At 72.7% G+C, this 14,661-nt stretch carries 11 protein-coding genes; 2 read left to right on the forward strand and 9 right to left on the reverse strand.

The window, feature by feature from the left end; genetic code table 11:
• The first annotated feature begins 181 nt into the window (after positions 1–181).
• Positions 182–2,995 (forward strand): aconitate hydratase AcnA, encoded by a 2,814-nt coding sequence (acnA, locus tag AMY39116_RS0314990; protein WP_020418455.1) that lies wholly within the window; start codon positions 182–184, stop codon positions 2,993–2,995.
• Between the two features lie 1,164 nt (positions 2,996–4,159).
• On the opposite strand, the gene AMY39116_RS0315000 is transcribed toward acnA, so the two are convergent.
• Positions 4,160–4,720 carry a TetR/AcrR family transcriptional regulator gene (locus AMY39116_RS0315000; protein WP_020418457.1) on the reverse strand — a complete coding sequence of 187 codons (561 nt, stop codon included), beginning with the start codon at positions 4,718–4,720 and terminating at the stop codon, positions 4,160–4,162.
• Between the two features lie 153 nt (positions 4,721–4,873).
• Here AMY39116_RS0315000 and AMY39116_RS42880 point away from each other — a divergent pair, with 153 nt between their 5' ends.
• Positions 4,874–7,054, forward strand: coding sequence for an MMPL family transporter (locus AMY39116_RS42880; protein ID WP_020418458.1), 2,181 nt, complete (start codon positions 4,874–4,876; stop codon positions 7,052–7,054).
• On the opposite strand, the gene AMY39116_RS0315010 is transcribed toward AMY39116_RS42880, so the two are convergent.
• The 8 genes from AMY39116_RS0315010 to AMY39116_RS0315045 form a co-directional block, all read right to left on the reverse strand.
• Positions 7,026–8,261 (reverse strand): RNA polymerase sigma factor, encoded by a 1,236-nt coding sequence (locus AMY39116_RS0315010; protein ID WP_020418459.1) that lies wholly within the window; start codon positions 8,259–8,261, stop codon positions 7,026–7,028. The two genes, AMY39116_RS42880 and AMY39116_RS0315010, sit on opposite strands and share 29 nt — an antisense overlap.
• Positions 8,258–8,581 (reverse strand): YciI family protein, encoded by a 324-nt coding sequence (locus AMY39116_RS0315015; RefSeq protein WP_020418460.1) that lies wholly within the window; start codon positions 8,579–8,581, stop codon positions 8,258–8,260. The genes AMY39116_RS0315010 and AMY39116_RS0315015 overlap by 4 nt, the downstream gene beginning before the upstream one ends.
• A 32-nt stretch (positions 8,582–8,613) precedes the next feature.
• Positions 8,614–9,228: a dihydrofolate reductase family protein gene (locus AMY39116_RS0315020; RefSeq protein ID WP_020418461.1), complete on the reverse strand. Its 615-nt coding sequence runs from the start codon at positions 9,226–9,228 to the stop codon at positions 8,614–8,616.
• A gap of 111 nt (positions 9,229–9,339) precedes the next feature.
• Positions 9,340–9,810, reverse strand: coding sequence for a nitroreductase family deazaflavin-dependent oxidoreductase (locus tag AMY39116_RS0315025; protein ID WP_020418462.1), 471 nt, complete (start codon positions 9,808–9,810; stop codon positions 9,340–9,342).
• Positions 9,811–10,260: 450 nt separating this feature from the next.
• Positions 10,261–11,235 carry an L-histidine N(alpha)-methyltransferase gene (egtD, locus tag AMY39116_RS0315030; RefSeq protein ID WP_020418463.1) on the reverse strand — a complete coding sequence of 325 codons (975 nt, stop codon included), beginning with the start codon at positions 11,233–11,235 and terminating at the stop codon, positions 10,261–10,263.
• On the reverse strand, positions 11,235–11,993 hold the full coding sequence (egtC, locus tag AMY39116_RS0315035; RefSeq protein WP_027935935.1) for an ergothioneine biosynthesis protein EgtC: 759 nt from the start codon (positions 11,991–11,993) through the stop codon (positions 11,235–11,237). The genes egtD and egtC overlap by 1 nt, the downstream gene beginning before the upstream one ends.
• A 2-nt stretch (positions 11,994–11,995) precedes the next feature.
• Positions 11,996–13,357, reverse strand: coding sequence for an ergothioneine biosynthesis protein EgtB (gene egtB / locus AMY39116_RS0315040; protein ID WP_020418465.1), 1,362 nt, complete (start codon positions 13,355–13,357; stop codon positions 11,996–11,998).
• Positions 13,354–14,607, reverse strand: coding sequence for a glutamate-cysteine ligase family protein (locus tag AMY39116_RS0315045; protein WP_027935936.1), 1,254 nt, complete (start codon positions 14,605–14,607; stop codon positions 13,354–13,356). Before AMY39116_RS0315045 ends, egtB begins: the two co-directional genes overlap by 4 nt.
• Between the last annotated feature and the right edge of the window lie 54 nt (positions 14,608–14,661).

Consider the following 14,661-nt stretch of genomic DNA (forward strand, 5'->3'; position numbering starts at 1 on the left):
GAAGCAGATCACACCGCTGCCTGGGCGGGTCGCGTTGAAGTCAAAAAAGGACAAGCGTACTGTTTGCCGTGTGGGAGCCTGCGCCGTCCCCGCGTCTGCGGACGCGAGCCGCGTGCGCCAGACTCGCGACAGACAGACCCGAACCGAACTGACGGCGACGACCCTGCCCAGGGAGTTAGACGTGACCGCACCAGCCAGCAAGGACAGCTTCGGCGCCCGCGACACCTTGAAGGTGGGTGACGCCTCGTACGAGGTGTTCCGCCTGGACAAGGTGTCCGGGTCCGAGAAGCTGCCCTACAGCCTGAAGATCCTGCTCGAAAACCTCCTGCGCACCGAGGACGGCGCGAACATCACCGCCGACCACATCCGCGCGCTGGGCAACTGGGACCCGACCGCCGATCCGTCGATCGAGATCCAGTTCACCCCGGCCCGCGTGATCATGCAGGACTTCACCGGTGTCCCCTGCGTGGTCGACCTGGCCACCATGCGCGAGGCCGTCACCGACCTCGGCGGCGACCCGGACAAGGTGAACCCGCTCGCCCCGGCCGAGCTGGTCATCGACCACTCGGTGATCATCGACGTGTTCGGCCGCGCGGACGCCTTCGAGCGCAACGTCGAGATCGAGTACGAGCGCAACCGCGAGCGCTACCAGTTCCTGCGCTGGGGCCAGGGCGCGTTCGACGAGTTCAAGGTCGTCCCGCCGGGCACCGGCATCGTGCACCAGGTCAACATCGAGCACCTGGCCCGCACGGTCATGGCGCGCAACGGCCAGGCCTACCCCGACTCGTGCGTGGGCACCGACTCGCACACCACGATGGTCAACGGCCTCGGCGTGCTGGGCTGGGGCGTCGGCGGCATCGAGGCCGAGGCCGCGATGCTCGGCCAGCCGGTGTCGATGCTGATCCCGCGCGTCGTCGGCTTCAAGCTGACCGGCGAGATCCCGGCCGGCGTGACCGCGACCGACGTAGTGCTGACGATCACCGAGATGCTGCGCCGTCACGGCGTGGTCGGCAAGTTCGTCGAGTTCTACGGCGAGTCCGTCGCCCAGGTGCCGCTGGCCAACCGCGCCACCATCGGCAACATGAGCCCGGAGTTCGGCTCGACCGCGGCGATCTTCCCGATCGACGACGAGACGATCCGCTACCTCAAGCTGACCGGCCGCTCGGCCGAGCAGGTCGCGCTGGTCGAGGCCTACGCCAAGGAGCAGGGCCTGTGGCACGACCCGAGCCGCGAGGCGTCCTACTCCGAGTACCTGGAGCTGGACCTGTCGACGGTGGTGCCGTCGATCGCGGGCCCGAAGCGCCCGCAGGACCGCATCGAGCTGACCGACGCGAAGTCCGCGTTCCGCAAGTCGGTGCACGACTACGTCGAGGAGCAGCACCCGACGCCGCACACCAAGGTCGACGAGAAGGTCGAGGAGTCCTTCCCGGCCAGTGACGCGCCGAGCCTGTCCTTCGCGGACGAGGACGCGGAGCCCGCGCTGCAGTCGGCCGCGAACGGCGCGTCGGGCCGCCCGTCGAAGCCGGTCACGGTGCGCTCCGAGGAGCGCGGCGAGTTCGTGCTCGACCACGGCGCCGTGGTGATCGCCTCGATCACCTCCTGCACCAACACCTCCAACCCGTCGGTCATGCTGGGCGCCGCCCTGCTGGCCCGCAACGCGGTGGAGAAGGGCCTGTCGGTCAAGCCGTGGGTGAAGACGTCGATGGCGCCGGGTTCGCAGGTCGTCACCGACTACTACGAGAAGGCCGGCCTGTGGCCGTACCTGGAGAAGCTGGGCTACCACCTGGTCGGCTACGGCTGCACCACGTGCATCGGCAACTCCGGCCCGCTGCCCGAGGAGATCTCGGCCGCGGTGCAGGAGAACGACCTGACCGTGGTGTCGGTGCTGTCCGGCAACCGGAACTTCGAGGGCCGGATCAACCCGGACGTCAAGATGAACTACCTGGCGTCCCCGCCGCTGGTCATCGCCTACGCGCTGGCCGGCACGATGGACTTCGACTTCGAGGAGCAGCCGCTCGGGCAGGACTCGGACGGCAACGACGTGTTCCTGCGCGACATCTGGCCGTCGCCGCAGGAGATCCAGGAGACCATCGACTCGGCGATCACGCAGGAGATGTTCTCCAAGGACTACGCCGACGTGTTCGACGGCGGTGACCGCTGGAAGTCGCTGCCCACCCCGGAGGGCAAGACCTTCCAGTGGGACCCGGAGTCGACCTACGTGCGCAAGCCCCCGTACTTCGAGGGCATGCAGGCCGACCCGGAGCCGGTCACGGACATCAAGGGCGCCCGCGTGCTGGCGAAGCTGGGCGACTCGGTGACCACCGACCACATCTCCCCCGCCGGCGCCATCAAGGCGGACTCGCCCGCCGGCCGGTACCTGGCCGAGCACGGCGTGGACCGCAAGGACTTCAACTCCTACGGCTCCCGGCGCGGGAACCACGAGGTGATGATCCGCGGCACCTTCGCCAACATCCGGCTGCGCAACCAGCTGCTGGACGACGTGCAGGGCGGCTACACCCGCGACTTCACGCAGGAGGGCGCGCCGCAGGCGTTCATCTACGACGCCGCGCAGAACTACGCCAAGGCCGGCATCCCGCTGGTCGTGCTGGGCGGCAAGGAGTACGGCTCGGGTTCGTCGCGTGACTGGGCCGCCAAGGGCACCCGGCTGCTCGGCGTGCGCGCCGTGATCGCCGAGTCGTTCGAGCGGATCCACCGGTCCAACCTGATCGGCATGGGTGTCATCCCGCTGCAGTTCCCGGAGGGCGAGTCGGCCTCGTCGCTGGGCCTGGACGGCACCGAGACGTTCGACTTCGAGGGCATCACGAAGCTCAACGAGGGCGAGACGCCGCGGACGATCAAGGTGACCGCCACGAAGGAGGACGGCGCCAAGGTGGAGTTCGACGCCGTGGTGCGGATCGACACCCCGGGTGAGGCGGACTACTACCGCAACGGCGGCATCCTGCAGTACGTGCTGCGCAAGATGACCCGCGCCTGACGGTTTCTCTTCCGAGAAGCGCCCGCGAGCCCCGCTCGCGGGCGCTTCTTTTCGTTCGTGCGGGAAGCGCCGCGCGCGCTGAGCGGGTTCCCGTGCCGTGCCGCCCGGAATCGCGATCGCTTCGGCTCGTTCGGCGGTGACCGCCCACGCGCGGCACCAGTCGTGGTGACCTCGCACCCGCACGACAGCCGCCTCCACGTCGCCGACGTCGCTCGCGCCGTACACGGCCTTGACCCTGGACTTCGGCCACCAGCGGGGTCCTCGGCGGGACGCCGCGGCGGCGCTGGGACGGGTTCATCGGCTCGTCGGAGGGCCGCACGTGCCGTGAGGACAGTGTCCCGTCCGGCCACCCGTTGCGACCCGACGCCTCGGGCCGCGGCACGCCGACGCTCGTCGTGACCAACGGCAGCGACGGCGCGATGGGCGATCTGTGGAGCGGGCGTGCGTGGCGGCCGCGCTGGAGCGGAGCTGGAACGCGTTCGTCTACGACGGACCCGGCCAGCAGTCCCTGCTGTTCGAGCGGGGTGTCCCGTTCCGCCCGGACTGGGAGGCCGTGCTGACGCCGGTGCTGGACACCGTCCTCGCGCGGCCCGAGGTCGACACCGGCCGGGTCGCGCGAGGACGGCCTGAGTCAGGCCGGTTTCGGGCTGCCCAGGGCGTTGGTGTTCGAGCACCGCCTCGTCGCCGCGGTGGCCGCCCCGGGGGTGGCGGACGTGTCGGCCTCGTGGACCGCGCCCCTGCCGGGGAGCTTGGTCCGGCAACTCGACGCGGGCGACCGCGACGGGTTCACCAAGGGCGTGCGGACAGCCGAACGACTGCCTGACATCCGCCGGACGTTGGAGTTCCGCGCCCGCCCCTACGGCATCCGGGACCGCTTCGACCTCTACCGCGCCGTGCGCGAGTACCGGCTGGACCAGGCGCAGGCGGCCGGCCATCCGCACTCCCCTGCTGCTGACCGATCCCGAGGGCGAGCAGTTCTGGCCCAGCCAGTCCGCCCGGCTGGCCGGGATGCTGCCCGGGGCCGAGGTCGTGCGGTTCACTGCGGCGGAGGGCGCGTCCGGGCACTGTGAGCCGATGGCGCGGCTGCTGGTCGAGCAGCAGGTGTTCGACTGACTCGGCGAGCGAATCGCCCAGAGCCACGCCGTATAGGTCGTTATACGCAGCTCAGGCGATGACCGGCTCCAGGTACCGCTGCAGAGCGCGCTTCAGCTCACGGATCCAGATCTCCCGCTCCTCCTCGGCGGCGCTCACCACCGTGCCCAGCAGGGCGCCGAAGATCTGCGTCGCCACCACCGCTGTCGTCCGGCGCTCCGCCGCCGGCAGCGACGGCGCCCGCGCCGCGAGCACCTCCTCGATCTTGCCGACGACCGCCTGGTGCAGCGCGCGGGTCGGCGCGGCGAGGCGTTCGGGCATGCCGGCGTCGGCGAACAGCGCCTTGAACCCGGGGTTGTCCAGGTTCACCTGGATCATCGGCGCGGCCATACGGTCGATCAGTTCCGGCAGCGGCAGTTGCGCGTACCCGACGTCGAACGCCTTCTCGTGCGCGGCCCGCAACTGATCGCGGTACCGGGTGGCCAGCGCCTCGGCCAGGGCCTCCTTGTTCTTGAAGAACTGGTACAGCGTGCCGGGCGACACCCCGGCCCGTGCGGCGATCGCGTTCGTCGTCGCACGGGCGTACCCGGCTTCGGCGAACACCTCGGCCGCCGCGTCGGTCAGCTGTTCCATGCGGCGCTGCCCGCGTGCCTGTCGGCGGCGGGCCGGGGCCTCTTCGGACACAGTCCTCCTCCGGAGTTGACAAATGCGAGCGATCGCTCGTAATTTCGAACGCGAGCGATCACTCGTGTTCCTGTCAGACTACCGCCCTCCCGGAGTTCCGCCATGCCCTCACCGCTGTCCCGTCTCGGCCGGTTCACCGTGCGCCGCAGACGTTGGGTCCTCGCCGCCGCCGTCCTGCTCACGCTGCTCGCGGGCGCACTCGCCGCCGGCGCCATGAACGCGCTCACCCTGTCCCGCATCGACGCGCCCGGCTCGGAGTCCGACCAGGCCAAGGAGATCCTGCGCGCGCAGTTCGACACGGGCCCGCCCAACCTGCTGTTCCTGGTCACCGCCGCCGAGGGCACTGTCGACGACGCTGCGGTCCGCGCCGCGGGCGAGGCCGTCGCCGCGGACCTGGCCGCACAGCCCGGCGTCGCGGAAGTCGCCTCGTACTGGTCGCGCGGCGGGAGTCCCGCGCTGCGCAGCGAGGACGGGCGCCAGGCGATCATCCTGGCCCTGGTCCCGGGCGGGGTGAACGAGAGCCGCGAACGCGTCGGCGAACTCGCCGCGGCCTTCACCGGGCCGCGCGGGCCGGTGACCCTGGAGGCCGGCGGCCAGGACGAGGTGTTCCGCGAGGTCGGCGCGCAGGCCCGCACCGACTTCCTGCGTGCCGAGGCGATCGCAATCCCGCTGGTGCTGCTGCTCCTGATGCTGGTGTACCGGCGGGTCGCGGTCGCGCTGGTGACGCTCGGCGTCGGCCTGTTCGCCATCGTCACCACCCTCGCCGGGTTGCGCGCGCTGACCGCGGTCACCGAGGTGTCCACGTTCGCCGCCAACCTGACCCTGGTCATGGGACTCGCGCTGGGCGTGGACTACTGCCTGTTCGTCGTCGCCCGCTACCGCGAGGAACTCGCCGCGGGCCGGGACGTCGGCGACGCGGTCACCACCGCCGTCGCGACCGCCGGGCGGACCGTGTTGTTCAGCGGTCTCACCGTCGCCGTCTCGATGTGCGCTCTGCTGCTGTTCCCACTGGCGTTCCTGCGCGCCTTCGCCTACGCCGGGGTGCTCGTCGTGCTCACCGCGATGCTCGGCGCGCTGGTCGTCCTCCCCGCCGCACTGGCCGCGCTCGGGCACCGCGCCGCGGGTCCCGCGCGCGCCCGCCGGTCGGCCGCCTGGTACCGGATCACCAGCCAGGTGCTGCGCCGCCCGGTGCTGACCGGCGGGCTCGCGCTCCTGGTCGTGCTCGCACTGTCCGCGCCGCTGCTCGGCGCGCGGTTCGGCGTGCCGGACGACCGGGTGCTGCCCGCGGATTCGCCGAGCCGGGTCACCAGCGACTCCGTGCGCGCCGGGTTCGACCAGGAGGAGACCGACGCGCTGTACGTGGTCCTGCCGCGGGCGGGAGAGATCACCGGCTACGCCGAGGCTCTGTCCGAACTAGACGGTGTCGCCCAGGTCGATTCCGCGGCGGGCACGTTCGCCTCCGGCACCCTGGCCCGCACCCCCGGTCCGGACGCCGCCCGGTTCACCGCGGACGGCGGCACCTTCCTCACCGTCATCCCCAGCGCGCAGGCGCTCTCCGGCGACATCGGCGATCTCGTGCAGCGCGTCCGCGACCTGCCAGGACCCGCCGCGAAACTCGTCGGCGGCAGCCCGGCCGAGATGACCGACTGGCGGGACCGGGCCACCAGCCGGGTGCCGCTGGTGCTCGCCGTGATCGTGCTGCTGACGCTGCTGATCCTGTTCCTGATGACCGGCAGCGTGCTGCTGCCGCTGAAAGCCACGGTGCTCAACCTGCTCAGCCTCGGTGTCATGTTCGGCGCGCTGGTGTGGGTGTTCCAGGACGGCAACCTCACCGGGCTGCTCGCGTTCACCCCCACCGGCACGCTGGAGACGAGCATCCCGATCCTGATGTTCTGCGTCGCCTACGGCCTGTCCATGGACTACGAGGTGTTCGTGACCTCGCGCATCCGGGAGGAGTACCTGCGCACCGGCGACACCAACGCCTCCGTCGCCGCCGGGGTGCAGCGCAGCGCTCCGCTGGTCACCACCGCCGCCGCGATCCTCGCGCTGTCGTTCGCGACCTACACGACCGGCGGCGTGGTCTACCTGAAAATGCTCGGGCTGGGCATGTTCGTCACGGTCCTGGTCGACGCCACGCTCCTGCGCGGCGTGCTGCTCCCGGCGTTCATGCGCCTGGCGGGCCGGGCGAACTGGTGGGCCCCGGCGTTCTACCGGCGGCGCCTCGCCCGCGCCGAGCCCCAGCCCGCGGCCGGCGCTACCGCAGCTGGTCGCGGCGGCGCGTGAGGTAGGCGGTCTCCGCGGTGTTGCCCGCCAGCTCGATGGCCTGGTCGTAGGCCGCGCGGGACTCCGGGCCGCGGCCGAGCCTGCGCAGCAGGTCGGCTCGGGTGGCGTGGAACGCGTGGTAGCCGGCAAGCCGAGGCTCCAGGCTGTCGACAGCGGCGAGCGCCACCTCCGGGCCGTCGAGTTCGGCGACCGCGACGGCCCGGTTGAGGGCGACGATCGGCGAGGGGTCGAGGCGGACGAGCTGGTTGTAGAGGGCCAGGATCTGCGACCAGTCGGTGTCGCGGCCGTCGCGGGCGGAGGTGTGCACGGCGTTGATCGCGGCCAGGATCTGGTAGCGCCCCGGCGCCACCCCGGCCGCGGCGGCCGCGAGGCGCTCGCGCACCAGCCGGTGGCCCTCGGCGATGAGCGCGGCATCCCAGGCGCCGCGGTCCTGCTCGTGCAGGGGAACCAGCTCGCCGCTCGCCGACACCCGTGCCGGGCGGCGCGCCTCGATGAGCAGCATCAGCGCCAGCAGCCCGGCCACCTCGCCGTCGTCCGGCAGGAGTGCGCGGATCAGGCGGGCGAGCCGGATCGCCTCGGCGGTCAGGTCGTCCCGGACCGGGGCGGCGCCGGACCCGGTCGCGAGGTAGCCCTCGTTGAACACCAGGAACAACACCGCGAGCACACCGGACACGCGTGCCGGGAGGTCCTCCGCCGACGGCACCCGGTACGGGATGCGGGCGGCTCTGATCTTGGCCTTCGCGCGGGTGATCCGCCGCTCCATCGCGGTCTCGGCCACCAGGAACGCGCGGGCGATCTCGCGCACGGTCAGGCCGCCGACCATTCGCAGCGTCAGCGCCACGCGAGCCTCCACCGCCAGCGCGGGGTGGCAGCAGGTGAAGATCAGCCGCAGCCGGTCGTCGTCGATGACGCCGAGGGGCCCGGGTGGTTCGTCGTCGTGCACCATCCGGGCCTCCTTCTGCTTGTCGTCGCGTTTGTTCTCGCGCCGGATGCGGTCGATGGCCTTGCGGGTGGCGGTGGTGGTCAGCCACGCGCCGGGGTTGGGCGGCACCCCGTCGGCGGGCCACCGCTCGACCGCGGTCGCGAACGCCTCGGCGGCGGCCTCCTCGGCGATGTCGAGGTCGCCAAAACGCCGGGTCAGGGCGGCCACCACCCGGGCCCACTCCTCGCGGTGGGCCCGGGTGACCGCCTCGCGCGCGTCCGTCACCGGAACGGCCGCACCTCGATCTTGCGGTCGCAGATCTTGGAGGCCTCGGTGGCGAGCTTGAGCGCCACGTCCAGATCGGGGGCCTCCCAGATCCAGACGCCGGCGAGGTACTCCTTCGACTCGACGAAGGGCCCGTCGCTGAACACCGCCTGCTCGCCCCGGTTGTCGACGACCGTGGCCGACTCGGTGTCCGCGAGCCCGCCCGCGAAGACCCAGTAGCCCTCGGCGATCAGGCGTTCGTTGAACGCGCTGATGGCCGGCTGCCGGTCCGTCCGGCCGGGGTTGTCCTTGTCGTCGATGACGGAAACCAGGTACTGCATCTGAAGATCAGCTCCTCGGGTGGGCGGGGTTTTCAGGCGGTGGCGTACTGCGGGCGCCCGGCGGGCCGGTAGACCTGGATGGTCACGCCCTTCGAGTCGGTCCGCGAGTCGACGAGGTCGAGCGCGAGATCGGGGCCCGCGTCCGGGAACAGCCGCGCGCCCTGCCCGACGACCACCGGGATCACGATCAGGGTCAGCTCGTCGACCAGGTCGTTGGCCAGCAGCCACCGGATCAGGGCGCCGCTGCCGTGCACCTGCAGTTCGCCGCCGGGCTTGGCCTTCAGGTCGGCGACGGCGGCGGCCAGGTCGCCGCGCAAGACGGTGGTGCCCGCCCACGCCGGGTCGGTCAGGGTCGTCGAGGCGACGTACTTGGGCCGGTCGTGCAGCGCCCGCCGGACGGGCTCCCAGCCGGGAACGTCCGCGTCGGTCCCCCACGCGCCGGCGAACAGCTCGTAGGTCCGCCTGCCGAACAGGAACGCGTCGGCGCGCTGGTAGGTCCGCTTGATCAGCGCGTGGGTTCCGTCGTCGCCCTTGCCCATCGCCCAGCCGCCGCGGTCGAACCCGGTGCGGCGGTCCTCCTCCGACGTGCCGCCGTTGCCCTGCATCACGCCGTCGACGCTGATCTGGGTCATGGTCGTCAGCTTCATGGTCGCGGTTCCTCCACCTCGGCGCCGCCCCATCCGCGGGCGGCCTCACCCTGACCACGAACGCGACCACCCGGATCCGACACCGCCCCCGGAACTTTCTTGTTCGCGCGCCTACCGGCGGGTGAGCAGGAAGATCGGCAGCTCGCGGCCGGCGGCGAGGCGTTCCATCTCGTAGCCCGGCCAGAAGTCCAGCAGGCGCTGCCACATCCGGTCGTAGTCCTCGCCCTTGACCGGCTGCGCGGTGACCGGGATTTCCTTCCCGCGGATGGCCACGGTCGCCTCGGCGTGCTCGCGCAGGTTGAAGGTCCAGCCGGGGTCGCGGGGGCGGCCCCAGTTGGAGCCGACGAGCACGAAGCCGTCCTCGTGCGGGAAGTACAGCAGGTTCGTGCTGCGCGGCAGGCCGCTCTTGCGCCCCAGGGTGGTCAGCCGCAGCGACGGCAGGCCCGCGATGCCGACCAGGGTCACCCGGCCGCCGAACCAGCGGTGCAGCCGCTTGTCCGCCCAGATGATGACCTTCGCGAGCCGCATCAGCCACGGGCGGGTGCCCAGCCTGCGGGCCAGGAGCGGGAGCGGATTCTTCACGACCCCTATTGGACCACCCGCCCGCCCCCGCCACCGGGCACCCCACGCTGCGGCGCCGGTCACGATCCCGCAGCGGCGAGGCCTGGGCGGGTGACGGGCAGGTGGCGCGCCAGATGCGGAGGCATCGGCGCACCCGCGGCAGGGACAAGCCCGAGCCACAAGCGGCGGTCCGTTGCCGCCGAGAGTGCGGGCCTGGTCGGCCCGGCTCCGGCGCGGCTGAGCAGCCCACGCCGCGCCGCCGCTCAGGATCCCCCGCAGCGGCCCCCGCGAGCCCTTGTCCGCGTGACCGGCAGGCATCACACCCGTTGCGGAAGCATCGGCGCACTCAGGGCCAGGCCGGGACCGACCGGAACCACGAGCGGCCATCCGTTGCCGCGAGCGTGCCGGCCCGGCCTCCGGCACGGCTGGGCAGCCCACGCCGCGCCGCCGGTCAGGATCCCCCGCGGCCGGCTAGCTCATGGCGCGGGCCAGGGACACCCCGAACCGTCCAGCGGCGTCGGTCCACCAGTGCTCGACCTCGAAGCCGGCGTCGGCCAGTTCCGCGGTCACGCCGTCGCGCCGGAACTTCGCCGAGATCTCCGTCCGGATGTGCTCGCCCGCCTCGAACGAGACCTCCATGCCCGCGCCCGGGATCGACACCCGCATCGGCTCCGGGGCGCGCAGCCGCATCTCGATCCACTCGTTCCGAGCGTCCCAGTGGGCGACGTGCTCGAAGGAGTCCGGGTCGAAGTTCGCGCCCAGCACCTCGTTGACCACCCGCAGCACGTTGCGGTTGAACTCCGCCGTCACCCCGGCGGAGTCGTCGTAGGCGCGGACCAGCGTCTCCGGGTCCTTGACCAGGTCGGTGCCCAGCAGGAACCACTCGCCCGCGGCCAGCACGTCCCGCACCGAGCGCAGGAACTTGCCGCGGTCGGCCGGCAGGAAGTTGCCGATCGTCCCGCCCAGGAACGCGACCAGCCGGGGCGGCTCGCCGGGCAGCAGGCCGAGGTGCTCGGTGAAGTCGCCGACCACGCCGCGCACGTCGAGCCCCGGGTAGTCGGCCTGGATCGCCTCCACCGCCTCGGCCAGCGCGGCCTCCGACACGTCCAGCGGCACGAACGTGCGAAGACCGCCGTGGTCGCGCAGCCCGTCGAGCAGCAGCCGGGTCTTCTCGCTCGACCCCGAGCCGAGTTCGACCAGGGTGTGCGCGCCGGTGATCTTCGCGATGCCGGCGGCCTCCCGCGCCAGCACCTCGCGTTCGGCCCGCGTCGGGTAGTACTCGGGCAGCGCGGTGATGTCCTCGAACAACCGGCTGCCCGCCGCGTCGTAGAACCACTTGGACGGCAGCCACTTCTGCTCGGCCGACAGCCCCTCCCGCACGTCCGCGCGCAGCGCCTCGGCGATCTCGGTGGCGCTGCGGTGGATGTCCAGTTCGGACTCGGTCATCAGGGAACACTCCGATCGGCGTTGAGGGGAATGACTTCGACGGCGCCGTGCCGGGCCGCGACGAGGTGCCGGTCGGGCACCTCCGACCAGCCGGGCGCGTCGTCGAGCGGTTCGGACGCGAAGAGGACGGCCTCGCCCTCGACCCGCACCGACAGGGCGTGGGTCCAGGCGGTGCCGACGAGGACGGCGCCGTCGGTGAGCAGGAAGTTCAGCCGCGACCCCGGCGCGGCGCGCTCGACCTGGGCGATCAGGTCGGCGACCGCGCCAACGGGGTCCTCCCCCGCGTCGAGCCGCTCCCGCAGCAGCGCCCACAGCACCGCCGAGTCGGTGGGCGCCTCCAGGGTCATCAGGTCGGTGACCGGCAGCTTCCCGGCCAGCGCGGCGAGGCTGTCCGGCCAGCCGCGCACCATCCCGTTGTGGCTGAACAACCACCGGCCGCCGGTGAAGGGCGCGCAGGCGCCCTCCCCGGACGGCATCCCGGTGGTGCCGTTGCGCACCGCGGCGACGAACGCTCCACTGTGGACCGACCGCGCCAGCCGCGGCAGGTCCTGGTCGCTCCACAGTGGAACCGGGCGCCGGTACCGCACCGGCTCCGGGCCGTCGCCGAACCAGCCCAGCCCGAACCCGTCGGCGTTGACCACACCGCCGCCGCGCATGTCCCGCGGCGCGTAGGTCTGCCGCAGCAGCGAGTGCGGCGCGTCGAACACCGGCTCCGCCGGCGAGCGCGGCGGGCCGAGGTAACCCAGGTGGCGGCACACCGTCAGGCCCGCTCGCCCGGCGCGGCGTCCCGCGCGCAACGGAACCCGGCGAAGATCTGCCGCCGGATCGGGTAGTCCCAATTGCGGAACGTGCCGCGCACGGCAGCCGCGTCGGTGCCGAACGAACCGCCGCGCAGCACCTTGTACTCGGGCCCGAAGAACACCTCCGAGTACTCCCGGTACGGGAACGCGCGGAAGCCCGGGTAGCCGGCGAAGTCGGTGCTCGTCCACTCCCACACGTCGCCGATCAGCTGGTGCACGCCGAGCGCCGAGGCGCCCTTCGGGTACGCGCCGGCAGGAGCGGGCGAGAGGTGCCGCTGGCCCAGGTTCGCGTGCTCCGGTGTGGGATCGTCGTTGCCCCACGGGTACCGCCGGGACTCCCCCGTCGCCGGGTCGAACCGGGCGGCCTTCTCCCACTCCGCCTCGGTGGGCAGCCGCTTGCCGGCCCACCTGGCGTACGCCTCGGCCTCGTAGTAGGACACGTGCACCACCGGCTGGTCGGCGGGCACCGGCTCGTGCACGCCGAAGCGGACCCGCCACCAGCCGTCCGGCTCGCGGCGCCAGAACCGCGGCGCGGTGATGTCGTGCTCGGTGCGGTAATCCCAGCCCGCCGCGCTCCACAGCTCACGCCGGTCGTAGCCGCCGTCTTCGAGGAACTCCACGTACGCGCCGTTGGTCACCGGCACGGTGTCCAGGTAGAACGCGTCCACGTCGACCTCGTGGGCCGGGCGCTCGTTGTCCAGCGCCCACGGCTCCAGCGACGTGCCCATGACGAACGGGCCGGCCGGGACGAGGACCTCGCCCGGCAGTGGCCCCGATCGCGCGGGCGGCGGCGCGGGCGCGTGCAGCACCGGATCGCCCTTGCGCAGCTGGTGGGTGGCCAGCATGGTCTCGTCGTGCTGCTGCTCGTGCTGGGTGATCATGCCGAAGGCGAACCCGGCCTCGGTGAGCGGGCGGCCGGTCATCGGCGCGCTTTCCAGCACGTCGAACGCCTTGGCCCGCACCTCGGCGACGTAGGCGCGCGCCTCGGCCGGCCCCAGCAGCGGCAGCGACGGCCGGGTGGCGCGCGGGTGCTGGAACGCGTCGTAGAGGTCGTCGATGTCGGGCCGCAGCGGCTCCCGGCCGCCCACGTCCCGCACCAGCCACAGCTCTTCCTGGCTGCCGATGTGCGCGAGGTCCCACACCAGCGGCGACATCAGCTTCGAGTGCTGGCGGACGAGGTCGTCGTCGTCCACCGCGGCGGTCAGCGCCGTGCTGCGGGCCCGCGCCCGCTCCAGCGCGGCGGCCGCGCGGGAGCGCAGGGCCTCTTCGGACAGTTCACGCACCGGGTTCGGCGCTTCGGTCAACGGCGGCACGCCGGTCATTTCGTCCCCTCCCCGGCGTGCGCGAGCCGCTGCACGCCTTCGCTGATCCGGTTGACGGTCTCCTCGGTCAGGTCGGTGCGGGTCAGCTCGGCGCACCCGAGGTCGGCGACCTCGCGCGCCACCGCCGCTATCCGCGGGTCGGCCATCCCGGCGCGCGCGGCGCGCTCCCACTCGCCGTCGACGGGTGCGCACACCTCGCGCACCCGGTCCACTGTGGAGGGACGGTCGAGCAGGGCGGTCAGCAACGCGACCGGGTGCAGCCAACGGTCCCGCGGCTGGGCGTCGAGGTAGCGGACCTCCAGGTAGCCGTGCGGCCGCACCGGGGTGAACATCGTGGTCAGGTGGTAGTCCAGATCGGCCACGGTCGGCCGCCGCAGAACCCGCCCCGCGCCGCGGCCGGCGGCCCAGTCGGCGAAGGTGAGGCCCTCCGGCGCGTCCCACGGCCCCTCGCCCCGCCGCACCACCAGCAGCGGGGTGTCCATGATGCGGCGCGACCAGCTCGCCGCCGGGTCCGGGCCGCACGCGGCGGCGGCGGTGCGGCACGCTTCGGTGGCCATCACCGCGAGCCAGCGGGCCGACGCCGCGCCGGTGTCCCGCCCCGCGTGCCGCCGGGAGTTGGCGAACAACGCGAGCAGCGGCGGGCCGAGGGCGTGGACGGCGGCCCACCTGGCGGCGAACGAATCGGCCTCCCCGGCGTCGACGCAGACCTGCAGGCCGGCGGTGCTGCACATCATCGTCACGCCGCCGTCGCCCATCGGGGCGAACCGGCGTTCCATCGCGGCGTAGCGGGGGGTGTCCAGCAGCCGGGCCGGGGCGCGGTGGGCGTCGATGCCGTCGTCGCGCAGGACGAACCCGTGGCGGGCGAGCAGTTCGGTGAGGTGAGCCAGATCGGCGGCCACCGCGTCGGCGAGCTCGCGGAGCGAGGCCTGGGGCAGGGCGGAGATCTCCACCTGGCCGCCGGGTTCGAGAGTCAGGGGCGAGCCGGCGGGCAACGGCCTGGCCGGGCTCTCGGGACTGAGGGTGCGCGGGGCGTGCGGGCCGAGCGCGCGGGCGAGATCTGCACGGTCGAGTGGTCTTCGCGGGTCGTCCGCGTAGTGCACGGTGTACTCGAGCTCCACGCCAAGCAGGCGCGGTGGCCCGTGCTTGAAGCACACGGACGCCACGTACGCCTCGCCCTCGGCGCGGTCGGAGACCACCTTCGCCGCCACCGCCCCGCCGGGGGCGGGTGACGTGGGCCGGACCGCTGTCATGTCGTGTCCAATCGCCGGGGATCACTCGCTTTCGGACGCTACACGCGGGCACCG

Origin of the sequence: Amycolatopsis sp. ATCC 39116, from assembly GCF_000231075.2 — a bacterium.
GTDB lineage: Bacteria > Actinomycetota > Actinomycetes > Mycobacteriales > Pseudonocardiaceae > Amycolatopsis_E > Amycolatopsis_E tucumanensis.